Origin of the sequence: Sporosarcina luteola (assembly GCF_023715535.1) — a bacterium.
In the GTDB taxonomy this organism is placed as follows: domain Bacteria; phylum Bacillota; class Bacilli; order Bacillales_A; family Planococcaceae; genus Sporosarcina; species Sporosarcina luteola_B.
Window position 1 is genome coordinate 43090 of record NZ_JAMBOI010000014.1, and the last position, 24298, is coordinate 67387.

Sequence of the window (24298 nt, forward strand, 5' to 3'; positions counted from 1 at the left end):
TCACGTCATTTTTACAAATTGTTTAATTTCGTTAGTATTTGACGAAAAAGGGGTGTATTATTCTGTCGAACAAACTTTTCGCACTTGATATCGGTACACGTTCTGTTGTTGGCATCATTCTGACCGAACAGGACGGCATATACCACGTCGCCGATCTCGTCATAGTCGAACATAAGGACCGCTCCATGATCGATGGGCAAATACATAATATTGTAAGCGTCGCAACTGTCATTTCAGAAATAAAATCCATGTTGGAGAAGCGACATGGGACGCTGAATAGAGTAAGTGTCGCTGCAGCTGGACGGGCATTGAAAACGATGGAAGGATCCATGACGATTGAAATTGCGGGAAAACCCCTATTCAATTCCGAGGATATTAACAGGCTTGAATTGGCTGCGGTTCAACAGGCCCAGCAGAAATTACTTTCTACAGCATCGACTGCCGACGATTATTATTATTGTGTAGGGTATTCGGTTCTTCACTATAAGTTGGATGGTAATGAAATCGGCAGTCTGATTGATCAGGCGGGCAGGTCAGCAACTGTAGAAGTTATAGCGACATTCCTCCCCCGTGTCGTCGTCGAATCGCTCCTGTCCGCTTTGAAGCGGGCTGGCCTTGAAATGGAGGCGTTGACACTCGAGCCGATTGCCGCCATTAATGTGCTGATTCCCCAATCCATGCGCAGATTGAATGTCGCGCTTGTCGATATCGGGGCGGGTACATCGGATATCGCCATTACGGATAATAATACGGTCGTCTCCTATGGCATGGTTCCGATCGCAGGCGACGAAATTACAGAGGCGCTCAGCAACCATTTTCTTCTTGACTTCCCGGTAGCTGAAGTTGCAAAACGGTCACTTTCATCAGATGAAACGATTACAATGTCGGATATACTTGGATTCGAACAGCAAGTACCTTCATTGGAAGTAGTATCTATTATCAAGCCTGCTATCGAGAAGCTGGCATCGAGCATCGCTGATGAAATCAAAAGGCTCAATAATAGCAAATCTCCCCAAGCCGTCATGGTTGTAGGTGGAGGAAGCCTCACACCACTTCTACCAAAGGAATTGAGCATTCGGCTTGATTTGCCTGAAAACCGTGTCGGTATCCGGGGACTTGATGCGTTGTCGGATGTCACTTGGTCAGAAGGCATCGTTTGCACCCCTGCGCTAGTAACGCCAATTGGGATCGCAATCGCAGCGAGAAGAGCACCGATCCATTATATGTCGGTCACTGTCAATGAAAAAACAATTCGATTATTTGAATTGAAAGAGATGACGGTCGGGGATGCTTTGCTCGCCGCAAATATTAAGGCAAGACAACTTTACGGCAAGCCGGGAATGGGAATGTCGATTACTTTGAACGGCAGCCTCATGACGATTCCTGGTGAACATGGTAAATCAGCCAGTATATTATTGAACGGTAGTCCTGCGAGCACAAAAGATTTCATAGCGAATGGTGATCTAATTACGCTAGAACGGGGCAAGGACGGAAAAGATGCATCCCCTACCATTCGTGAACTGATCGGAGATATTGATCCAATCGAAGTGAATGTCAATGGTAATAAATATACGATTGTGCCGACTATTGAATGTAACGGCCAACAGGTTGAGCTCGATACAATAATTCATGATAGGGATCAAATCGTTTACTCACATACAACTAAACTGAGTGACGTGTTATCAGGACTCGACATTAAAACTACTGCCCCTTTTGAAGTGTATGTAAATAATAAAAGAATTCTACTGGCAGAATGGTCTACCACATTCTTAATTGGCAATATGCCAGTTCCCGCTGATCATCTTCTTAAAGATGGGGATGAGGTTCGGATAAAGGCACATACTTCACCGACAGTCTGGGAAATTATTTCTGCACTGGATCAGTCAACTCAGTCGACAGCTTCCATTACGTTCAATGGGCAGCCCGTGACGATAACGAACAGCGGGTCTTCTATTTTGTTGAATGGTCAGCAAGTGGACAATTCATCCATTGTACACTCAGGAGATCGGCTTACGATAGCGGAAACGGTTCACCGCCCATTCTTGTTCAGCGATATCTTCCTGTTTGTCGATTATTCATTGCCGACGACAGCATCCACTTCCTATCAGTTGCTGCGCAACGGGGAACCGATCGGATTCAATGATCCGATCTTCAGCGGAGATGCTTTGGAAATCAAATTCAGCTCATGAATTAACTATGTAAAAAAGCCAGTCAGCCACTTCACTAAGGGCTGTCTGGCTCATTTTATTTCACTTTTCTTTTTCGACGGAAATATGGTTTTGGTTCACATTCTTTTCTTGTCCGTAATTCTCGCTATTGTCATAGGAAACATCACTATTCCCTGTTGTTACATCCTCAGCGGCTTCTTTGTCCTGTTCTGTTGTAGTTCCTACAAAATCGATCGCTTCCTCCCCTTCGGAAGACGCTGTTCCATCGTCCATAGGGACCGATGTTTTAGTTGCCATCGATTTCACTTTATCCACAATCTGTCCGGATTGCTCCTGAATTGATTTCGTCAGGCCATCCGTCTTCTCCTTTGCAACCGAAGTGATTTCCGTTGCTTTATCCTTCGCAACTGAACTCAATTCGATTCCTTTGTTCTTCAAATGAACCGCCTGCTCCGAAAAATCGTCGCGCATTTCCCTGCCCGTCTTCGGTGCAAGAAATAGTGCAGCGGCTGCGCCTATAACGCCTCCCACGAGCGCGCCCAACAGGAAGCTCCCCGCCCCAGTGTCGTCGTCATCATAGAAATCATCCGTATTGGAACGGTATGGATAGTTGACAGGCAAGTGGGAAGGCTCCCCGAAAGTGTTCTTATATTCCTGGTTCCCATAATATTGGTGATCATAATGAGCGTCATTATAGTTCGGTTTCAGTTTATCAGTCATGTGAATTCCTCCAGTATGATTTTTTTCTAACGCGCGAGATCAGCGTCCGTCCGGGCTTGGCAAACGCTTCTGCCCCCTGTCCGGTTGATAGACAGTCCAGCCTGATGATCTTTCCGTTTTCATATCTTTCACTTTCCCGATAATGCCGAATGCAACGTTGCTCCATTGAACAACTTGGGCTATTTTATCACTGTTCTTCTCGGCTTCGACAGTGATCGAATCGGTGACTCGGCGAACTGAATTGTTCAAGTCGCTGACAGAGCTCCCTACCCCTTTCACTGCATCAACGACAGTGTTCAATTTTTCGGATTTCTGCTGAATATCCTCGGCAAGGGCATTTGTCTTATGAAGAAGTTCCGTCGTTTCAGACGTGACCCCTTCCAACTGGTTCGTCAAGCCATCCAGCGTTTCGGAAACGCTTCGTAATGTCGTTTTCAATGAACCTAATGTCATTGCAAGGCTGATACATAAAATCAGAAATGCTATTGCAGCAACTATGGCAGCAATGTACAGTAATACTTCCATGGCGATCCTCCTCCCGATGAACATACATAAGTAATTTCTACCCTTTAACGTAGGTAAATAAACTTCGCCTACTCTAACCTTTTTCGACATCCTTTGTAAATATCCTTCATTTTTCCCGAAATAAATAATTTCTGGATATTATACATGCTAGTTTATGCGTAATTGGATTGTTTTATGGACTTTTGAAAGTGTTTATGCGCTTATATGGACATTTTTGGACCTTTCAGGGGACTTATGCGTAATTGTAGGGATTTATGCGCGTATGAAGAATTTTATGCGTGAAAATAAAAAAACAGCCAATCCAAAGGGATTAGGCTGTTTCTTCTTTCTTTGTATGTTCGGCGAAGACGTTCAAATACTTTTGGATGTCGCCAGCGCCCATGAATAGGTACACTGCATTTCCATGCTTATCAAGGACTTCGATGTTCTCCAGTTCTAGATGTTGTGCTCCAGGAATTTTTCCAACGAGGTCATCAATCGTCAAATTGCCTGACTTCTCACGCGCGGAACCGAATATGTCACATAAATAGACATGATCCGCCGCAGAAAGACTGTCGGCAAATTGCTCCAGCAATGCCGCGGTACGCGTGAACGTATGCGGTTGGAAAATCGCGACGATTTCTTTTTCGGGATACTTTTGCCTTGCGGATTGCAACGTCGCCTTGATTTCCGTCGGATGATGGGCATAATCGTCCACAATAATCCGGCCATACGATTCTGTCACGGTGAAGCGCCTTTTGACGCCATTGAATGTGGCCAACCTCTCCTCGATGCCAGCAACCGGAATGCCTTCGTAATGGCATAGTGCAATGACGCCCAAGGAATTCAATATACCGTGGTCGCCCGCCAATGCGATAGTGAATGAATGGAAGAACTCATTTCGCACATAGACATCAAACGTGGCGCCTTTTTCGGATTTCACGATGTTTTTGGCAGAAAAGTCATTCACTTCATCGAACCCGTAGTAAACGACAGGGACGTTCGCTTTTATTTGTTGCAAATGAATATCATCACCGCAGGCAATGATCGCTTTTTTCACGCGTAAAGCCATTTGGCCGAATGCATCCAAGACATCATCCAAATCCTTGAAATAGTCCGGATGATCGAAATCGATATTTGTCATGATGGCATAGTCAGGCTCGTAGGCTAGGAAGTGGCGTTTGTATTCGCACGCTTCGAAAACGAAGTATTCACTGTCTTCCACACCTTTGCCCGTACCATCACCGATGAGAAATGATGTCGGAGCGTTCCCGGAAAGGACATGCGCCAACAATCCTGTCGTCGAAGTCTTTCCATGGGAACCCGTAACACCTACTGAAATGAATTTCTCCATATAGTTGCCCAAAAAGTCATGATAGCGTATTACTTCAACGCCCAATTCATGTGCTCTTTCAATTTCGGGATGACTGTCCGGGAACGCATTCCCTGCAATGACAGTCATTCCGGGCTTAATATTATTTTCATCAAAAGGTAAAATCGATATTTTTCTTTCATGCAACGGATCTTCCGTAAAGAAATATTTCTCCACATCCGAGCCTTGCACGGCATAAGATGAATCGTGAAGGATTTGTGCAAGGGAACTCATCCCCGATCCTTTGATTCCTATAAAATGGTACAATGTCATAATGCAACCTCCCGGGATCATAACTGTTCCCACATTCTGGTTCCTCAGCTGATTGGTATCGCTGATTCCCCACTCATTTTTAGTATTCTCTATTACCAATTCCGTTTTCTTTGAATCGTCAACCATCTTACATCTCATTAGGCTTTTCATTGCCATTCAAAAAATAATCAAGCTCGGTTTTCGTCAAATAGACTTCCCGTGCTTTACTTCCCCTTTGCTCGGAAATGAAACCTAGTTTTTCCATTCGATCCATCAATTTAGCGGCGCGATTATAACCGATACTGAAGTTCCGCTGCAATAAAGAAGTAGAAGCACTGCCTTGATCAATAATGAATTCGCAGGCATCTGCAAATAAAGGATCGGTTTCCTCTTCTTCCAATGAATTTGCCAATAAATCCTCTTGACCGAACAAATAATTCGGCTCCGCTTCGTTCTGAACGTGTTCTATTATACGTTCAATTTCGGCATCCGTGACAAATGTACCTTGCAACCGCACTGCTGAAGATTGACCGTTTCCGAGATAAAGCATATCGCCTTTTCCAAGCAGCCTTTCAGCTCCCGGTGTATCGATAATTGTCCGAGAGTCAATCTGGGAGGAAACAGAAAATGCTATGCGCGTCGGAACATTCGCCTTGATCGTTCCGGTGATGACATCGACGGATGGGCGTTGTGTAGCAATGATCAAATGGATTCCGCAAGCTCGTGCCTTTTGCGTGATCCGGCTGATCGATACTTCCACGTCGGCTGGCGCCATCATCATCAAGTCCGCCAACTCATCAATGACGATGAGTAGATATGGCATCTTCAGAGAGAATTTCCGGTCCTTTTCTGCCATCTCATTATAACGCTCAATATTTCTAGCACCGACATGCGCAAACAGTTCATATCGGCGTTCCATTTCTCCGACCGCCCATTTCAATGCAGCAGTTGCAGCCTTCACATCGGTGATGACGGGACTCAACAAATGAGGAATCCCATTGAACGGCGCAAGTTCCACCATTTTCGGATCGATGAGCAGCATTTTCAGATCCGTTGGTGATGCTTTATACAATAGACTGATCAAGATCGAATTGATGCACACCGATTTACCGGAACCTGTCGCACCGGCAATCATTCCATGTGGCATCTTCCGCAAATCCAGTGTTACCGGTTCACCCGTCAGGCTAAGTCCAAGCACCGCCTCCAAAGGAGAGTCCGACTCTTGGAAGCGCTTCGTTTCAATCACTTCCGAAATCCGGACGGCTCTCGGCTTCCGGTTCGGAATCTCGATACCAATGGAGCTGGTCCCTGGAATCGGTGCCTGAATTCGGATATCTTCCGCTGCCAGTGCCAATTTTAAGTCGTCAGTCAGATTTCGCACCTTGCTCACTTTCGTTCCGTGCCCAACCGTCAATTCGAATCTCGTGACTGTCGGTCCTTGTACCGCCTCAATGACATTTGCCTGCACGGCAAAATAGGAAAGTGCCTCCTCCAACTTTTCAGACTGGGACTGGAGCCATTCTGTGTCCTCTACATGCTCTTCGGGCTGAATAAGAAAGCTTTTCGAAGGCAATGCATAATAAGGTTGTTCTTCCAAGTCTTCGGCAGGCTCATCCTGTTTTGTAATATCGTGAACTGGTTCTGTTCGAATCGAAGCGTTTTTTGTGGAATCAAAGGCAGACTGGCTGCTAGCTTTTTTTTCACGTTCCTCGTATTTCAGCTTATCATTTTTCAACATGAGGACATTAAAAGGCACGATTCTTTCTTTTTTCTGTTCAGGGATGCGTTCAGGATGCACTTCTTCAATCACCGGTTCAGGCGCGGATGAGGGCTCTATCATTTCCTCAATTATCGATTCTGCAATGGAGGCAGGCTCCATTGCTTCTTTAGCTGTCTGTTCGGGATCTTCAGAAGCCTCAATTTCTTCGACTACTGTCGGATTAGGCGTTTCACTGATTTGTACTTCCGGCTCAGCGGCGGTCGGTTCCGTGTCAATTTCCTGCTCATCCGGTTCCATGGTTTCCTCTTCTACAAGTTCGTCAAATTGCGTCTCAGCTGGCATTTCTTTATCCGAAGTATGTGCATGATCTTCAAAACCAATGCGATGAATTTCATCTTCTGCCATTGATTGTTCAATTATTGGTTCGACTTTTTGTTCGTATTCCGGCTCAATTCGGGAGAAAACCGGAGTTTCTACGGTTTCCGTTTCCATATTTTCCTGTTGAAGTGCATCGAACCGATCATTTTTCGGCCTTGAATAGCCATAGATAGGTGATGGCACCTCTGTAGGAGTAAAGGGACGGTTACTTCGTTTCTGTATAATCGTTTTTTTATTCGGCTCTGTTTCGTCAGCTTGCACCTTTCTCGCTTTCGGTGTTGGCACCGAATTCAATTCTTGCTTTGTATTGTATTTTAATGGGGCAGTCGCCCGGTGAATAGTCGGTTTCTCGTTTCCACCTGGCCATCTGTCATTTTTATATAACGGCACAGGCGTGAAATCATCGTCATCAAGTTCAGTGATTAAATTGTCCGCTTTCCTTCGCTCGTTTTCCGGGTCCGGTTCCCACCCATAGATTTCGGCATCGGTTATGATCGGAAAACGGAAAGCCGGTTTTTCGGCTTGGCTTTGCTCTCTATGTTCTTCATACTCAATATCGTCAAAAGTTTCTTCAAATTCTTCATTTTTATCTGTTTCAAATATACGGTTCATCATTTTTTTAATCCAAGTCAAATCTATCACTCTTTTCAAGTCGATCATTCTATTTTAGCAGGTTTTCATAGATTAAATCAATCAGATGGCCAAAATAAGAAAAACGTACTGCTTAGGACAGTACGTTTTTCAATATCAAGCTATAAAAGGTTCACCAGGCGTTGCATCTTCAGCAAGGACCATAATCCCTTTTTCAGCAGGAGCGTCTGGAATGCCAAGCTCTTTTGCTGAACAGATCATCCCGGAGGAGGCAATTCCCCTAAGCTCTGCATCTCTTATGGCCATTCCCGACGGCATGACTGCCCCCACTTTTGCTACGACGACTTTTTGCCCCTCTTCGACATTAGGCGCTCCGCAGACGATTTGTAAGGTTTCATTCCCGACATCCACCTTGCACACGCTCAATTTATCTGCATTCGGGTGTTTTTCTTTAGCTACAACGTGACCGACTACAAACTTTGGTGAGAAATCCACATCTAATTCAAACTCCACACCATTCGCTTTAAGTGCCTCCTGCAGTTGACCGACAATCTCTTCGGTCGTTTCAATTTGTCCATCATTGTCCGGCTTCACGTAGTTTGAAGCACGGAAGACGTTGAATGCTACTACTTTATCGGTTGCTGCATCTTTGATAAGAGTGATATCCTTCTTGCTTTCAATTACCCTATCTTCCGGGCGTTCTGTCGTCAATTGAACGAGGAGTACATCGCCCACTCCGTTTTGATTGTAAAAAATATTCATTTCTTTCTACCTTCCTTTCGGGCAACCCGATTTTTCGCCATAATGAAAATCGGTTCTAATTTACCATCTTCATAGATGAATGACAAGGAGGTGACAGGCACTGCCCCTACCGTGAAAAATTGCATCGTCATTTGGGCAAGCACGTCATACCCCGTATCGTTTCGAATGTCACCAATGATCAAAACGTCCTGATGAGGTACCGAAACGGTCATATGCCCTTCGATTTCCGCTTCCATTTCCTTTAGGAAGGTGTGATTCAATATACGGCTTGCATCGTATCCGTCATTGTTATTGACGAAATAGAACAGATTTCCCGCCACTTCATCCTTCTTCATGTTCGTTGGCAATGATCTAACTTTAAATAGGGCTGATTCCATAATTTCCGACTCCGTCATTCCGATGGAATCGAGCATCGATTCATCAATGAGACGGTACGTCGTGCCCAAGTCGAGTGCATAGAAAATTCTCGTTTCAGCTGTATGGTCTTTCGCTATGAAGCGATCCCCTGCTTTCGAAGTTTGCGGGAAAGAAGTCGAGCGGATGACCGGGTAGATTGCATTTTCTTTTACGAACCCTTCAGCCTGCTCTCTCTCCATCGCTTTAAACGTTTCGCCAATCGTGTAGACGACTTCATTGATGGCGGCTTCTTGTTTTGTTTCATATTTAGCAAGGATTTCTGGCAAGGAAATATCCATCCCTTTTTTCAGTATGGAATGCTCCAATCGGACCTTATCCGTTTTCCGGTCGAAACGCCACTGGAAATGTTCGGACGGCAGATGCTCTTTTAATAGTTCCACAAGCTTTTGTGAATTCAATAACTTCACCCTTTCTTCAAAAATAAACGGCCGCTCGCCGCAAATGCGCCGGGTGACCGAAAGTTTATGCTTATGAGCCTTGCTCGATGGAACGTACAATTTCCATCATCTTGCCCATATTCGCTCCAATATTTTTGTTTTTCGTAATGGTCGTTATCTTTATTCCGCCGACACTTGCAATGAGCTCCACTTGATCTTCGCCTTTCCTGAGAACAGAGGAAAAACCGAAATACCCATCTTCAGTGAACACTTCCTCAAATCGCTCTTTCTTCTCCGTCTTAGTAGACAGTTCGTAAAAGAGCCTGCTGTCTCTGGACTCATTCGAATTAATGAAGAGAAGGAATGTTTCGTCGCCCTTTTTCATAATAATATTCTGGGCATCGGACTTCTCGTCTATCGTAAATCCGGCCGGTTTATATAATGAAACACCATGTACTTCATCATTCACATGTTTATCATGCAATTGAAAAGCTTCTCTTGCCGCTGCAATGCCTTTTTCCGCTTGTTCTTCAAAAGTGTTACCACACGCGGCTAATACAATTATGGATAGGAGTGCCAGGAATAAGAATTTCCAGAAGCGGAACATTCAGCTTCCTCCAATCGTACATTTTTATTCAATTACCGCTACCTATTTTATAGATTATCGTGCCTATATGCAAATCAAGCGGTTTAACTTAAAGCCTCCCGAGGATGTTTCGGATTTTTAAGCTGTCCTGTAGTATTTCAATTGACCGATCAATAATTGCATGACGTGTTCGAACAGCTTGTCGCGGGTGATTACCTGTGCGGTGAACATACCGATTGCACCATCGCTGTGGCGGATGCCATTCGCTTTAAAATATCCATCAACGACAACTCCCAATTCCCAACCCTTCTTCACTTCTGAAGCGATTTCTTCAGGTAATGGGATTTGAGCACCGCCGGCAGAGAATGATTTCCCTGAAGGTAGTACAAGCGCCCCCCAATTGCAAACGAACATTTCGCTTCCTATCATGCGCACTCCACCTTCCAATCCGATTCCGATTGCTTCAATTTCTTCATTGGCGGCATTCGTTGCGCGATTCAAAGCACCTGTTCTCGTTTCTTCGTCACCAAAGGGTTGATCCTTCACGCCGGAAGGGACTTTCACTTTTAATAATTCGCTTCCGGGAAAATGGCTTTCGATCACTGCCCGCACCGCTTTGACTTTTGCTTGATTGGTAGATCCTATGATGAATTTCATACTGCTCTCCTTTCTAGTCAGAAAAAAGCCATCCTAAAACGCAAGGATGGCTCTATTTACTATTAGACATTGCCCTTGATTGTTTCAACGGTCGTTTTATCGCAAGCTTTCACTAATTTGACAAGGAGCTCTTTCGCTGCTGCATAATCATCGGTGTGGATGATGGAAGCGGAAGTGTGGATGTAACGAGAACAGATTCCGATAACCGCACTCGGTACGCCTTCATTTGAGATATGGACTTGTCCTGCGTCCGTTCCTCCCATGGAGATGAAATACTGGTATGGGATATTGTTCGTTTCCGCCGTATCAAGGATGAATTCACGCATGCCGCGGTGGGTCACCATCGAACGGTCAAAAATGCGGAGTAATGTTCCTTTTCCAAGCTGGCCGAATTCATTTTTATTCCCGGAAGCGTCATTCGCCGGGCTTGCATCCAATGCGAAGAAAAGATCAGGATTAATCATCCGGGCAGCAGCCTGTGCCCCGCGCAAACCGACTTCCTCCATGACATTCGCCCCGGAATACAAATTATTCGGAAGCGTTTCTCCATGAACTTCTTTCAATAGCTCGATGGCCAAACCGCAACCATATCTATTATCCCATGCTTTCGCCAAGATCTTTTTGTCATTCGCCATTGGGGTGAACGGGCAGATTGGAACAATTTGTTGGCCGGGACGGATCCCGATTTTTTTTGCGTCCTCTTTGTCATCCGCACCAATATCGATAAGCATGTTTTTAATATCCATCGGTTTATTCCTGACTTCATCACTGAGGAGGTGTGGCGGAATGGAACCGATGACGCCGACGACTGGACCTTCCTCTGTAATGATCTGAACTCGCTGAGCCAACAGCACTTGGCTCCACCATCCCCCAAGCGGTTGGAAACGGAGCATGCCGTTGTCAGTGATTGCAGTGACCATGAAGCCTACTTCATCCATATGTCCGGCAACCATGATACGCGGACCTTCTTCAGGACCTTTCCGCACGCCGAAAATTCCGCCTAGGTTATCCTGGATAATTTCATCGGAATATTTTCCGAGCTCTTCCCGCATATAGTTGCGGACCATATGCTCATTTCCTGGCGCTCCAGGCAGCTCGGTCAATGTTTTGAACATAGTCAACGTTTCGTTGTTCATGAGAATTTCCCCCAATTCAATAGATACTCCTTCTAGTATAGTGTACGAATTTGAAACTTTCCATTATAATATTTAGCTTTCCGAACTAGTTTTTTCGACGAGAGATTTCATCCGTACTCCCCTAGTCCAATAACAGTTAAACATTTTTTTGAAATATGGTACACTTGTTGAAGATTGATGGAGGGGGTTCTCAGACATGAAAGTGAAGGATTTTGTAGCAGGAGTTTTAACAGGCGTTGCTGCCGGGCTCGTTGTCAACCAGGCAATCGGGAAGATGAACCCGAATACTCCGGCTGAGCATGTCTTGGATGCAGTGAAAGATGCTTTCAAAAAAGAAGGTCCGATCGACGGTTCGTGGATCGTCATGAAACCTGAACCGTTTACAAACAATGTTCTGTCGATGGAAGTGTACCGTGGCGGCGTTACTAGAATCCGTAATGGCGAACTGGAGCAATTTGAATTTGCAGCTAACTCGCATACAGGCACCGTCGTCGAATTGATCCAAAAATGACCGTACATGACCGCGCATACTAAAAGCAGCAGGTGAAGGAGTAAAATGCCCTCCACGCCTGCTGTTTTTGTGATTTATCTTGTACGCTCGACCGCTTCAGTAATTTCTTTACCGCTTTCATCCCACTGGACGAGACGGTAAACAGCGTCATGATAAAAGATGAAACGATATCGGTTCGCCAATGCTTCTTTCATTAGCTTTTCCTTTGCAAATATCGAAGTCATTGGGTAGTCGTCATAAGCCAAAACCCATAATGGATTGCTATGCGCATGCGTCGGCATGATATCCCCCATATGCAGAATCGTTTCCCCGTTTCGAGTCAATTTGATGACACTATGTCCGTCACTATGTCCACCTGTGTGAATCATTTCGATTCCGGGCAGCACTTCAACCCGGCCTTCGAATGTTTTCACCTGATGCTGGACGGGCTCCCAGTTCTCCTTCCAATACGTATTCCTTGAACGGATATTGGGATTCCGCATTTCATCCCACTCGACTTGTGATACATGAATTTCCGCATTCGGAAAAATTGACACGAGCTCATCATTTGCCCACCCCGTCAAACCCGCGGCATGGTCATTATGCAAATGGGTCATGAGGACAATATCGATATCGGCAGGTGTCAGTCCAAGCTCTGCCAAACCTTCCTCTACTCGCGTTTCGGAACGGACACCGAGATTTCGCTTTTGCTTGTCCGAAAGCTTCCCTTTCCCGATGCCTGAGTCTATGAGGATATGTTTCCCTTCATAGGAAATATAGATCGGATCTGTCCGAAGTTCGATCAAGTTGTTCTCATCAACATTGTATTTACGCGACCATAACGCTTTCGGGACGACCCCGAACATCGTGCCTCCATCGAGAAAATTGACTCCCCCATCGAGCCATGTTAGTTTCATATCGTGAAAATTGTATGTATCCAAACAAAACATCCCCTTTTCATCAATTATTGAACATTGCTTCCAACCGGTAGATCGGCTGCCCCTTTGCTGAGAACTTTTCTTCATACTCTGTCATAATATTATCTTCGGGCATTTCCGCATGTAAATCTAGCGATACGTCCTTGAGGATCATTCCATAAGCAGACATGGACACGAGCGAGTACTCGAACAACTTCCTATTATCTGTCTTGAAGTGGATTTCCCCTCTATTTTTCAGTACCGACTCGTAGCGGGCCAAAAACGATTCGTGGGTCAAACGTCGTTTTGCATGACGAAATTTAGGCCATGGATCGGAAAAATTCAAGTAAATCCTGTCCAATTCCCCTGCTTGGAATAAATCCCCCAAATTCGCGCCATTTCCTCTAAGAAGCCGTAGATTAGAAGGCTTCTCCGCCTCAAGTACCTTTTCCAGGGCAGACACGATCACATTGTCGAAATGCTCGATTCCGATATAGTTGACGTCCGGATTGGCGATCGCCATTCCGATAATAAATTGCCCTTTCCCCGTCCCTACTTCCACATGTATCGGGTTTTCATTGCCGAAAACCGATTTCCAATCTATTGATGTTCCTTCTTCTTCGTGGATCAGCACATCAGGATGCTCTGCCATGAAATCTTTTGCCCATGGTTTATTGCGAAGCCGCATAATCAATTACACTCATTTCTATTCAGTAGTATCGGGTTGCCCCTGCTCATTCTGTTCTTCAAAAAGCCTACTCACTGCCGTCGTCTGTCCGATATCCAAAATCGATTGTGCGGCCTTGAATTGGTTGAACTTCATCGGCACAGTCGATTTCTGGAGGGAGGCGAACCATTCTTCGTACATTCTTCGGTCAATGACGGTTGTATCGAATGGCACACCCGGATAATCGATGTAGCCATTCCTCGAAATGATCAATTTCTTAATAGGAAAATCAATATCCTGTGCCGAGAAAATTCCCGACACGATCTTTTCCATGCGGTTTAGTCCGATGAGAGGATTCAATACCTTAGATTCCTCGTCCCCATATTTCTTCGTCCAAAAACGATCGCCCTCACCAATGAAAGCTGCAGCGTCCTCTTTTTCCAACACCGTTATGCATAAGCACTCTATCGGTGTGATAAGAAGAATGTCGAGTTCGACAGGCGCCTTTTTCACTTTCAGAATCGGATAATAGAACAGAAGATAGCTGTCAGGAAGCCGCTGCGTGAAGCCCCTCAGCAATGAATCCCTCATAAAGCCCGGGTCCAGGTTGGATCTCTCCAACATTGTTGAGCTTGCCCATTTCAGTTGGAAATGGAACAGCTGGTCCAAGTAAAGCTTCCGAAGCTGCTCTACATTTTTTGGATGATAAATGATATTCGGATTAAAATCCAAGACTTCAACATCTTCTTGTCGATCCTTTTCCGCCTCAATCGGCTTTACTTCTTCCAAACGGCCTTTCCGATTGCCGAACAGACGGAATAGAGGGGAGTACCATTTCCCCTCCTCTGCCTGTTCCTCCTCCTCAGGGACATGCCTCCACTCAGAAAGGTCGGCTCCGTGCTCCCATTGGGTTTTCATCCGTTTCCACTGGGAATTTTTCAGACGGATATATTGTGTTGGATACCGTGATAGATCATTTTCGTAGCGAGATACATAATCAAGCAGTTTGACGAGCTGCGCCAATTTCATCCACTCCGATCAGTATGGCAATGTTCATTAATCCCCCGCCACGGACAACGGAATCTGCCGCGCGAATGCTTCCTGCAATCTTCTCGTTACCACTCCCGGCGTTCCTGCACCGACAGCTTTTTCATCGATTAACACGACAGGGGTAATCTCCGAGGTTGTCGATGTAATGAAAAATTCATCCATTGCGTACATCTCTTCAGGTGTGAATGCCCTCTCTTCGACTGGAATTTCGTTTTCCTTACAAAGCTTCAACACCACTTGGCGTGTGATTCCGTTCAGAATAAGATTTGTTGCCGGATGAGTAATGACAACGCCGTCTTTCACACCAAATGCATTTGAAGATGATCCTTCCGTGACAACCCCGTCGCGAACAAAAATCGCTTCTGCACAGCCCGCTTCAAAAGCCTCTTGTTTCGCCAGAACATTGGCTAGCAAATTCAAACTTTTAATATCACAGCGAAGCCAACGAACGTCGTCAACCGATTTCACTGAGACTCCGCCCTCAATATTGCTCAAAGGCCTTGGATTATGGATTGCATATGCAGTAACAACTGGAGTTACTGATACCTCCGGGAACTGATGGACCCTCGCAGAAGCTCCTCGTGTAACTTGCATATAAATATGGCCGGTCATCACTTCGTTCACCTTGACCAATTCTTTCGCAATGTCAATCAGCTGCTGTTCAGAGTAAGGGATGGCCATCTTGATTTTCGAGGCGCTTTGGAACAGGCGCCCGATGTGTTCCTCGGCAGTATACAACTCGCCGTCATACACTTTTACGACTTCATACACCCCATCACCGAAGTAGTATCCTCTGTCATCAATCGAGATAGTTAAGCTGTCTTTACTAGTGAATTGGCCATCGATAAAATAAGTAGTCATTCGTTTTCCCCTTCTCCTTCATTGGATGTAAGACGGCTGATCGCTTCCGTGTAAATGGCGGTCGCCTTTACTAAGTCCTCTATATATACATATTCATCCGCTTGGTGAGCGACATCTTCCCTGCCAGGGAAGAGCATACCGAATGCGACGCCTTTATCGAGCATGCGCGCATACGTGCCGCCGCCAATTGACAGCAACTCCGCTTCTTCACCAGTATAGGACGTATAAATCTCTTGCAACGTTTTGATAAAAGGATCATTTGCATCGACATGATGAGGCTTCGAGTTGGACTTCACTTCCATAGTAAAAGGAGTATCCTTCAACCGATCGTTGCACGTTCCGATTTTCTCCTCAAATGGATAGGTGACGGAATACCGCATGCTCACTTCAATCCGGCCACCTTGTTCGGGAGTGAATGAGACGATGCCGGCATTCAAGGTCGTATCGCCCGAAACTTCATCATTATAAGCTAACCCTAGATAGCGCCCTCGAGTTTCTGTCCCGAATGCGTCGAGTATGAATTGGGTGAAATCCTTTGATTCACCTTCTTCGAAAATCTTATTCAGGAATGTCGCAAGGAGAACAGCCGCATTCACACCGTTATCCGGCTCCATCGCATGGGCGGACTTGCCGTGGAAAGTTAAAAATGCTTCCCCATTTTTCTCAACGATTGATGCTGCCATGTCATGCATATTCATGAAGCTTTCAAATTTACTATGGATATCCTTGAGATCGAAACCTTTAATTTGCGCTTCCGCATAATCAGGTACCATATTCGTACGATCGCCTGACTTGAAATACTGAAGCTGCCCATCTGCTTTTTCAGTCTTCTGTGTAAAGACTACTGTTGAAATCCCCTTTTCCGCGTTTATGATCGGAAAATCAGCGTCAGGTGCAAAACCGATCGTAGGCATCTCTTCTTTTTCGAAGTAACGTTTCACACAGCGGAAACCACTCTCTTCATCCGTCCCGATAATGAGGCGGACTCTTTTATTCAAAGGAACTCCTGCTTCCTTCACCAATTTCATGGCATGCCAGGCAGCGATTGTCGGCCCCTTGTCATCAATTGCACCGCGACCGAATAGTTTCCCATCCTTCACAGTCCCGTCAAAAGGACCGAATGTCCAATTTCCTCCAGCGGGCACCACATCGACGTGGCAAAGGATGCCAAGCAGTTCATCGCCTTCGCCCATTTCAATATGGCCAGCCATATTATCGATGTTTTTCACTGTGAATCCAGCTTTCCTGCCTTCCTCCAGCAGCCAATCAAGCGCTCGCTTAGGTTCCGGTCCAAACGGTGCCTCCTCTGTCGCCAAATTTTCATCCAGTACGGACGGAATGGAAACCAATTGCTTCAAATCATGAATCAAAAGCTCTTCTTTCTCCGACACTTTCTCTTTCCAATTCACCAATTCAAGCACCTTCTTTCCTGATACCCTATTTTCACATGTTCAGCTAAGAAAATAAAGGGCAAAACATTTCTTACAGAACTTTTACAAAAAATTCATGTACTATTAGCAAAAATGAGTTATACTTACATTGTCAGAACATTGCATCTGACGCAACGTTCTGATGAAAGGAGTGCATTGTCGGGGGCTATTTCAACTAGCATAGGTACATTCAATAGTCTCATGCCCATCGTTTTGGAAAATGAAGATGAAGGAGTGGTTCCAAAGTTGAATCCAGCTACTGGTCGTATGCTTACCCGCATCAAGGACGTATATTTATATATCCTTGACAGGGGTATTGTCACAACGGAAAATGTGGTCGAAGAATTCGGCATCACAAACCGCACAGCGCAAAGGGACTTGAATGTCCTTGAATACAACGAGCTCATAACAAGCCCTGCCCGCGGAAAATGGACGACAACTCAGAAAAAAGTTAAATTGTCTTCCTGACATCACTTCAATCTAAGATAAGAAAAAGGCTGAACCGCTTCAACCGGTTCAGCCCTTTTCATGGTGGAGCATTGCGACTTCCTCATCCGTCAGCTCCCTGTATTCCCCTAAACGTAAGGAGTCATCCAACTCCAACGGCCCCATCGACAGACGTTTCAAATAGACGACCCGCTTCCCGACCGCTTCGAACATCCGCTTCACTTGATGGAACTTCCCTTCCGTGATCGTCAACTCAATTTCAGACGTTTCACCAGAATGCAACACGCGAAGCTGTCCAGGTTTCGTGAAGTAGCCGTCGTCCAATGTCAGCCCTTCCGCGAACTTTTCGATATCGGTCTCATCGACCTTACCATTGATATGTGCGTAATACGTTTTCGGAACTTCCTTTTTCGGCGACAATAACTCATGGGCTAGCTTACCGTCATTTGTAATCAGCAAGAACCCTTCCGTATCCTTATCGAGCCGTCCTACCGGAAACGGTTCGAAATGTCGGTGTTCCCCATCCAGCAGATCGATGACGGTACGGTCCCGATCATCCTCCGTAGCGGAGATGACGCCTTGCGGTTTATTCAACATCAAATAAATGAACTCTTTGTAGACGACCCGCTCACCGAGGATCGTCACCTCATCCTTTTCCGGATCTACGTGAAGCGCCGGATCCTTAACCAGTTCGGAATTTACCTGTACGGCGCCTTTTTTTAAAAGTTGCCTGACTTCCTTACGCGAGCCGAAGCCCATATTTGCCAATAATTTATCTAAACGCATTATTCACCCTCCAAAACCAAGCTTCTTTGTTATCCTTGTCAATCTGTCGCCAAACAGCTTCTGTGCAAGCCCGGATTTCAATGAAAGTGCTCCATAGACTACTACTCCGACAAGCGCGCAAATCATCACATAAAGTAGCGCCTGCATCTTGCCACTGACAGGACTGAATGCGAGCAGCCCTTTTAATGTATAGTGAACGGCAATGAACATGACCACATTGAAGATCCCGATAAGGATGAGACGTCTGAACACCATCCTTGAACGGTAATGAAGGACTCTTGAAATGACATAAATATTAATGCAGACCGCGGCTCCATATCCGATTGCCGTAGCTGCAATTGCGCCGTTCACTTCGAAAAGCTTGATGAGCGGGATATTCAAAGTCATCTTAATTAATAGGCCCGTCAACGAAGTGAAGATGATCCATTTATGTCTATCGATTCCTTGGAGGATGGCGGCTGTTACTGTAAAGAGGCCGAACAAAATAGCAACGGGAGCGTAAGAGGCGAGAACCTCCGCACCGACCGTACTTTTACTATATAGGAACGTATAGGTTTCATTCGACAGGACAATTAAACCAAGTACCATCGGAACGGTCAGAAACAGCATGATTTGAAACGTTTGATCGAGTGAGCGCGTAATTCCCTTCTGATCTTTATTTGTATAATAACTTGTAATGACTGGAATTAAAGCCATCGAAAAACCGGTAGCCACCATAACTGGAATCATGACGACTTTATGCGTCAAAAAGTTGAGCATTGCAAAGTAGTCATCCATTACGTCCGATAGGCCAATCGATTTCATCGCATTGTTGAATGTAATCATATCTACAAATTGGTAGAGAGGATTAATGACTCCGACAAGGACAAATGGGATTGTATAACCTATTACTTCTTTATACATATCAAGAAAAGTAATATCGCTTGCCCGCGGACTGCTCGCATATAGTTGATTGAATTCGGGTTTATACTTCATCCAATATTTATATAAAACTGCAAGGCCAGCAACTGCGCCAATGAATGCGGCAAATACCGCAAATTTCACAGCTGTCCTAGGAGAAAGATCCATGACGTTCACTACAATGAACGCTCCAAGCAACACAAAAAGAATTCGAATAATCTGCTCAACAAGTTGAGAAACAGAAGTCGGTTCAAACTTCTGGTTACCTTGAAGATACCCACGTACAATACTCATCAATGGGACAACAAGTAGCGCATAACTCACCCACCGAATCACGGATGTAACTTCCGCCATCGTATATCTTTGGTCATCATCGACCACGACAAGATGCGCAATAGGTTCAGCCAGAAAAAATAATATTAAGAACGACAATATGCCTGTAACTACCATGACTAGCATGCCGGATTTCATTAATTTCCGACCGGTGGCATAGTCGCCCATCGCATTATATTTCGATACGAATTTTGAAATGGCAAGTGGTGCACCAGAAATCGCAACTGCCAAAGCTAAATTGTATGGAATGTACGCGTATTGATACAAACCGATATTCTCTATCCCAACAATCGCATAAAACGGAATGACGTATAAAAGACCGAGCGCCTTCGATAAAAAGAGCCCGATCGTTAAAATGGCCGTGCCTTTTACAAGGTTTGATGACATAGTTGATCCTTCCAATCTTAAGTACTACTCGACAAAGCTACTTACCAGTTTACCCCCCGCCGGCGCTTTTAACAATGATTATCGAGCGTATCCATGTATAATAGAGAAAAACTGAAAGTGTGGTTCCATATATGTATGACGTCATAATCATCGGTGGGGGTCCCTCAGGACTGATGGCCTCGATCGCTGCAGCCGAACACGGCAATAAAGTGCTTCTCCTCGACAAAGGGAAGAAGCTTGGGAATAAATTATCCATTTCGGGCGGTGGGAGATGCAATGTTACGAATCGATTGCCGCTTGAAGAAATCGTGAAGAACATTCCAGGCAACGGAAGATTTTTATACGGTCCGTTTTCCGTCTTCAATAATGAGGATATCATTGCGTTTTTTGAAGGACTCGGGGTACCGTTGAAAGAAGAGGATCACGGCCGGATGTTCCCTGTCTCGGATAAAGCGAAAGACGTCGTCAATGCGTTGCTTTCGGAAATGGATCGACTGAATGTCGAAGTGAGATTATCGACACGCGTGAAGAAATTATTGATGGACGATGAAAGGATTTTGGGTGTACGGCTTGAGGATGGTGAAGAAATCCGAACTCAAGCAGTCGTTGTCGCGGTAGGCGGAAAGGCTGTTCCGCAAACAGGAAGTACAGGAGACGGATATCCGTGGGCGGAGAAAGCGGGACATACTGTGACGGATCTGTATCCGACAGAAGTGCCGTTGCTGTCCGATGAGCCGTTCATCCAGTCGAAGGAATTGCAAGGACTCGCATTGCGCGATGTTGCTGTTTCCGTATTGAATGCCAAAGGGAAAACCTTGGTTACTCATCAGATGGACATGTTGTTTACCCATTTCGGGTTGAGCGGGCCTGCGATTTTACGTTGCAGCCAGTTCGTCGTGAAGGAACAGATGAAAAATGGCAAGAAGCCCGTTGATATGAGGATTGATTCTCTTCCTTCCATGAATGAAGAAAAGGCGTTTCAAACGATTCATACGATGTTAAAAGATGATCCGAAAAAAGCGGTGAAAAACAGTCTCAAAGGAATTGCACCAGAACGTTGGCTGCTGTTTTTATTTGACCGGGCAAGCATCGATGAAGCGGATATCGGTGCAGGACTTTCAAATGAAAAGATCCGCAAGCTATCAGGGCTTCTGAAAGGTTTTCCTATGACTGTGAACGGTACGCAGCCGATTGAAAAGGCATTCGTCACAGGCGGAGGCGTTTCGACGAAGGAGATCGAGCCTAAAACAATGGCCTCCCGGAAGAAGGCTGGACTTTTCTTCTGCGGAGAGATTTTAGATATTCATGGTTATACGGGTGGTTATAATATTACTTCTGCTCTTGTTACAGGACGGATTGCGGGGATGAATGCGGGGGCATTTGCGAGAGATTGAGTTTGTCGTTAAGGCGGCGGATTTTTGAGCGCGGAAGTGGATTCTTGAGCGCGGAATCTGTTTCTTGAGCGCAGAATCTGTTTCTTGAACGCAGAAAACAATTCTTGAGCGCGGAATTCGTTTCTTGAGCGCAGAAAACAATTCTTGAGCGCGACAACCATTTTATTGCATTGTAGAAACCTTTCTCCAATAAGACTCCTACAAAAAAATCCACGGAAAGAGCTTCACTCTTTCCGTGGATTTTTCATTAATCAAACAGCTACAATGTTAACCAATCTGCCTGGAATTGCAATGACTTTCTTCAATTCCTTACCTTCAATCCACTGCTTCACATCTTCGTCAGCAAGAGCGACTTTTTCAAGCTCTTCTTTCGTAATGTCTTTTGCGACGTTGATTTTCGCGCGGACTTTTCCGTTAATTTGGACAGCGACTTCAACTGTATCATCGAAAAGCTTCGACTCATCGTATGTCGGCCAAGCTACGTAAGATATGGATTCGCTATGGCCAAGCTTCTCCCATAGCTCTTCAGCAAGATGCGGAGTAATCGGTGAAATCAGTGTGACAAAACCTTCAACGAATTCTTTTGGAATCGAATCGGCTTTATATCCTTCATTGATGAACACCATCAATTGAGAAATGGCAGTGTTGTTGCGCATTCCTTCAAAGTCTTCGGTCACTTTCTTCACGGTTTGGTGGTACACCTTTTCAAGTTCACCGCCTGGCTCCCCGCCAACTTTGGAGCTAAGTGTACCGTCTTCGTTGACGAATAGGCGCCAGATGCGGTCCAAGAAGCGGCGGGATCCATCAAGTCCGTTTGTCGACCACTCTTTCGAAGCTTCAAGCGGCCCCATGAACATTTCGTAAAGACGAAGCGTATCTGCCCCGTGCGAATGGACAATGTCGTCCGGGTTGATGACGTTGCCAAGCGACTTGGACATTTTCACATGCCCTTCCCCGAGGATCATTCCTTGGTTGAACAATTTTTGGAATGGCTCTTTCGTTGGTACTACACCGATATCGTAAAGCACCTTATGCCAGAAGCGTGCATATAGAAGGTGAAGCACCGCATGCTCCGCGCCGCCGACGTAGATGTCGACCGGCAGCCAGCGTTCCGCAAGTTTCGGATCAATTAACATTTCGTCATTATCCGGATCGATATAGCGCAAGTAATACCAGCAGCTTCCTGCCCATTGCGGCATTGTATTTGTTTCCCGGCGGCCTTTCATGCCCGTGACTGGATCAACAACATTGACCCACTCTTCGATATTCGCAAGCGGTGATTCGCCTGTTCCGCTTGGCTTGATGTTATCCGTCTTCGGCAGCATCAATGGCAATTCGGATTCATCGACAGGAGTCATTGATCCGTCTTCCCAATGGATGATCGGAATCGGTTCACCCCAATAACGCTGTCTCGAGAATAGCCAATCGCGCAAACGGTACGTGATCTTCTTCTCACCTTTGCCGTTTTCAACGAACCAAGCAATCGCTTTTTCAATTGCTTCATCTTTGCCAAGGCCATTCAGGAAATCTGAGTTGATATGCTCTCCATCTCCTGTATATGCCTCTTTTGAAACATCTCCGCCTGCAACGACTTCCACAATCGGCAAGTTGAATTCTACTGCAAACTCATAGTCTCTTTCGTCATGTGCTGGAACAGCCATGATGGCGCCAGTTCCATAAGAAGCAAGGACGTAATCCGCAATCCAGATCGGCATCTTTTCGCCGCTAGCAGGGTTGATTGCGTAAGCGCCCGTGAATACGCCAGTCTTTTCTTTTGCAAGGTCGGTACGTTCCAAGTCGCTCTTCGTTTTCACCTTATCCAAATAAGCGTCAACAGCTTCCCTTTGTTCGGCTGTCGTAATCGTATCGACAAGCTTATGTTCAGGGGCAAGAACGGCATATGTCGCACCGAAAATCGTATCCGGACGTGTCGTGAATGCTTCGAATGATAGATCCGTCCCTTCGATTTCGAACATCAATTGAGCGCCTTCAGAACGGCCGATCCAGTTGCGTTGCATATCTTTCAAGCTTTCCGGCCAATCAACATCTTCAAGATCCTCAAGCAGGCGATCCGCATATTCGGTAATGCGCAATACCCATTGGCGCATAGGGCGGCGTTCCACCGGGTGCCCACCACGTTCAGATTTACCATCGATGACTTCCTCGTTCGCAAGGACTGTTCCAAGCGCCGGGCACCAGTTGACTGGCACTTCATCGATATAGGCCAAGCCTTTTTTATACAATTGGATGAAAATCCATTGCGTCCATTTGTAATATTTCGGATCTGTCGTATTCACTTCACGATCCCAGTCGTAGGAAAACCCGAGATCATTCATTTGACGCTTGAATGTCGCGATATTTTTGGCAGTGAATTCCGCAGGGTCGTTCCCCGTATCGATTGCATATTGCTCAGCAGGCAATCCGAAAGCGTCCCATCCCATCGGGTGAAGGACATTATAGCCTTGCTTCCGTTTGAATGAACTTAAGATATCCGTTGCGATATAGCCTAGCGGGTGCCCAACGTGAAGTCCCGCTCCGGAAGGATAAGGGAACATATCAAGCGCGTAGAACTTCGGCTTGGATTCGTCGTTGACCATTTTGTACGTCTTATTGTCTTTCCAGTACTGCTGCCACTTCTTTTCGATTTCTACATGTTTATAACTCATTGCTGTCATTCCTTCCCTCTATATTCAAAAAGCGCTATGCGATTCGCGGAAATAAAAAAACTCCCGTCCCTTAAAAAGATAAGGGACGAGAGGTATATGTACTCCCGCGGTGCCACCCAAATTGACGGCAATGCCGCCCAACTTGTTTCCTTAACGCGGAAAACGGCACCGGCTACTATTCGTTCACCGATACAGGCTCGAAGGCGAGTTCATCGTAGTCGTACAGGCTTGCACCAAACCGCCTGCTCTCTTCAATCGACTGGACCGATTACTGATTCCTTTTCAATGCCAACGCTATTTGAATTCAGTTTATTGTAGTGTACCCGAAAT

21 protein-coding genes and 1 other annotated feature are annotated in these 24298 nt (G+C 45.6%); of the genes, 4 read left to right on the top strand and 17 right to left on the bottom strand.

The window, feature by feature from the left end; genetic code table 11:
• Window positions 1-38: 38 nt before the first annotated feature.
• A complete protein-coding gene (locus M3191_RS16365; RefSeq protein ID WP_251701439.1) occupies window positions 39-2189 on the top strand; it encodes a cell division FtsA domain-containing protein in 2151 nt (716 codons plus the stop codon).
• A gap of 60 nt (window positions 2190-2249) precedes the next feature.
• Here M3191_RS16365 and M3191_RS16370 read toward each other — a convergent pair whose 3' ends face one another.
• The 9 genes from M3191_RS16370 to M3191_RS16410 form a co-directional block, all read right to left on the bottom strand.
• Entirely contained in the window at window positions 2250-2888 is a 639-nt protein-coding gene (locus M3191_RS16370) for a YtxH domain-containing protein (protein ID WP_251701440.1), read from the bottom strand.
• Window positions 2889-2927: 39 nt separating this feature from the next.
• Window positions 2928-3413, bottom strand: a complete 486-nt coding sequence (locus M3191_RS16375) for a DUF948 domain-containing protein (protein ID WP_251701441.1) — start codon at window positions 3411-3413, stop codon at window positions 2928-2930.
• A gap of 310 nt (window positions 3414-3723) precedes the next feature.
• On the bottom strand, window positions 3724-5037 hold the full coding sequence (gene murC, locus M3191_RS16380; RefSeq protein ID WP_251701442.1) for a UDP-N-acetylmuramate--L-alanine ligase: 1314 nt from the start codon (window positions 5035-5037) through the stop codon (window positions 3724-3726).
• A 127-nt stretch (window positions 5038-5164) separates the two neighbouring features.
• Entirely contained in the window at window positions 5165-7747 is a 2583-nt protein-coding gene (locus tag M3191_RS16385; RefSeq protein WP_251701443.1) for a DNA translocase FtsK, read from the bottom strand.
• 114 nt (window positions 7748-7861) lie between these two features.
• Window positions 7862-8467, bottom strand: a complete 606-nt coding sequence (ytpR, locus tag M3191_RS16390) for a YtpR family tRNA-binding protein (RefSeq protein ID WP_251701444.1) — start codon at window positions 8465-8467, stop codon at window positions 7862-7864.
• Window positions 8464-9291 carry a DUF1444 domain-containing protein gene (locus M3191_RS16395; protein ID WP_435368177.1) on the bottom strand — a complete coding sequence of 276 codons (828 nt, stop codon included), beginning with the start codon at window positions 9289-9291 and terminating at the stop codon, window positions 8464-8466. The genes ytpR and M3191_RS16395 overlap by 4 nt, the downstream gene beginning before the upstream one ends.
• A 61-nt stretch (window positions 9292-9352) precedes the next feature.
• The gene (locus tag M3191_RS16400) at window positions 9353-9868 is read right to left on the bottom strand and encodes a hypothetical protein (protein WP_251701446.1); all 516 of its coding nucleotides are present in this window, start codon (window positions 9866-9868) and stop codon (window positions 9353-9355) included.
• 117 nt (window positions 9869-9985) lie between these two features.
• Window positions 9986-10504: a DUF84 family protein gene (locus M3191_RS16405; RefSeq protein ID WP_251701447.1), complete on the bottom strand. Its 519-nt coding sequence runs from the start codon at window positions 10502-10504 to the stop codon at window positions 9986-9988.
• 62 nt (window positions 10505-10566) lie between these two features.
• Window positions 10567-11640 (bottom strand): M42 family metallopeptidase, encoded by a 1074-nt coding sequence (locus M3191_RS16410; protein WP_251701448.1) that lies wholly within the window; start codon window positions 11638-11640, stop codon window positions 10567-10569.
• Between the two features lie 196 nt (window positions 11641-11836).
• Here M3191_RS16410 and M3191_RS16415 point away from each other — a divergent pair, with 196 nt between their 5' ends.
• On the top strand, window positions 11837-12151 hold the full coding sequence (locus tag M3191_RS16415) for a hypothetical protein (RefSeq protein ID WP_251701449.1): 315 nt from the start codon (window positions 11837-11839) through the stop codon (window positions 12149-12151).
• 74 nt (window positions 12152-12225) lie between these two features.
• On the opposite strand, the gene M3191_RS16420 is transcribed toward M3191_RS16415, so the two are convergent.
• From M3191_RS16420 to pepV, 5 genes are read right to left on the bottom strand one after another with little or no spacing between them, the layout of a single operon-like run.
• Window positions 12226-13071: a YtnP family quorum-quenching lactonase gene (locus tag M3191_RS16420; protein WP_251701450.1), complete on the bottom strand. Its 846-nt coding sequence runs from the start codon at window positions 13069-13071 to the stop codon at window positions 12226-12228.
• Window positions 13072-13090: 19 nt separating this feature from the next.
• Entirely contained in the window at window positions 13091-13735 is a 645-nt protein-coding gene (gene trmB, locus M3191_RS16425; RefSeq protein ID WP_251701451.1) for a tRNA (guanosine(46)-N7)-methyltransferase TrmB, read from the bottom strand.
• An 18-nt stretch (window positions 13736-13753) separates the two neighbouring features.
• Entirely contained in the window at window positions 13754-14737 is a 984-nt protein-coding gene (locus M3191_RS16430) for a nuclease-related domain-containing protein (RefSeq protein WP_251701452.1), read from the bottom strand.
• A 33-nt stretch (window positions 14738-14770) separates the two neighbouring features.
• Complete coding sequence (gene dat / locus M3191_RS16435) at window positions 14771-15625, bottom strand: D-amino-acid transaminase (protein WP_251701453.1); 855 nt, start codon at window positions 15623-15625, stop codon at window positions 14771-14773.
• Window positions 15622-17034 carry a dipeptidase PepV gene (gene pepV, locus M3191_RS16440; RefSeq protein WP_251701469.1) on the bottom strand — a complete coding sequence of 471 codons (1413 nt, stop codon included), beginning with the start codon at window positions 17032-17034 and terminating at the stop codon, window positions 15622-15624. The genes dat and pepV overlap by 4 nt, the downstream gene beginning before the upstream one ends.
• Before the next feature lie 267 nt (window positions 17035-17301).
• On the opposite strand from pepV, the gene M3191_RS16445 reads away from it, so the two are divergent.
• On the top strand, window positions 17302-17523 hold the full coding sequence (locus M3191_RS16445) for a DeoR family transcriptional regulator (protein ID WP_251701470.1): 222 nt from the start codon (window positions 17302-17304) through the stop codon (window positions 17521-17523).
• Window positions 17524-17571: 48 nt separating this feature from the next.
• On the opposite strand, the gene M3191_RS16450 is transcribed toward M3191_RS16445, so the two are convergent.
• A complete protein-coding gene (locus M3191_RS16450) occupies window positions 17572-18288 on the bottom strand; it encodes a pseudouridine synthase (protein ID WP_251701454.1) in 717 nt (238 codons plus the stop codon).
• A 3-nt stretch (window positions 18289-18291) separates the two neighbouring features.
• Complete coding sequence (locus M3191_RS16455) at window positions 18292-19908, bottom strand: putative polysaccharide biosynthesis protein (protein ID WP_251701455.1); 1617 nt, start codon at window positions 19906-19908, stop codon at window positions 18292-18294.
• 131 nt (window positions 19909-20039) lie between these two features.
• On the opposite strand from M3191_RS16455, the gene M3191_RS16460 reads away from it, so the two are divergent.
• Complete coding sequence (locus M3191_RS16460) at window positions 20040-21302, top strand: NAD(P)/FAD-dependent oxidoreductase (protein ID WP_251701456.1); 1263 nt, start codon at window positions 20040-20042, stop codon at window positions 21300-21302.
• Between the two features lie 251 nt (window positions 21303-21553).
• On the opposite strand, the gene leuS is transcribed toward M3191_RS16460, so the two are convergent.
• Window positions 21554-23968 carry a leucine--tRNA ligase gene (gene leuS, locus M3191_RS16465; RefSeq protein ID WP_251701457.1) on the bottom strand — a complete coding sequence of 805 codons (2415 nt, stop codon included), beginning with the start codon at window positions 23966-23968 and terminating at the stop codon, window positions 21554-21556.
• Window positions 23969-24046: 78 nt separating this feature from the next.
• Window positions 24047-24263 (bottom strand) — a binding site (T-box leader).
• Between the last annotated feature and the right edge of the window lie 35 nt (window positions 24264-24298).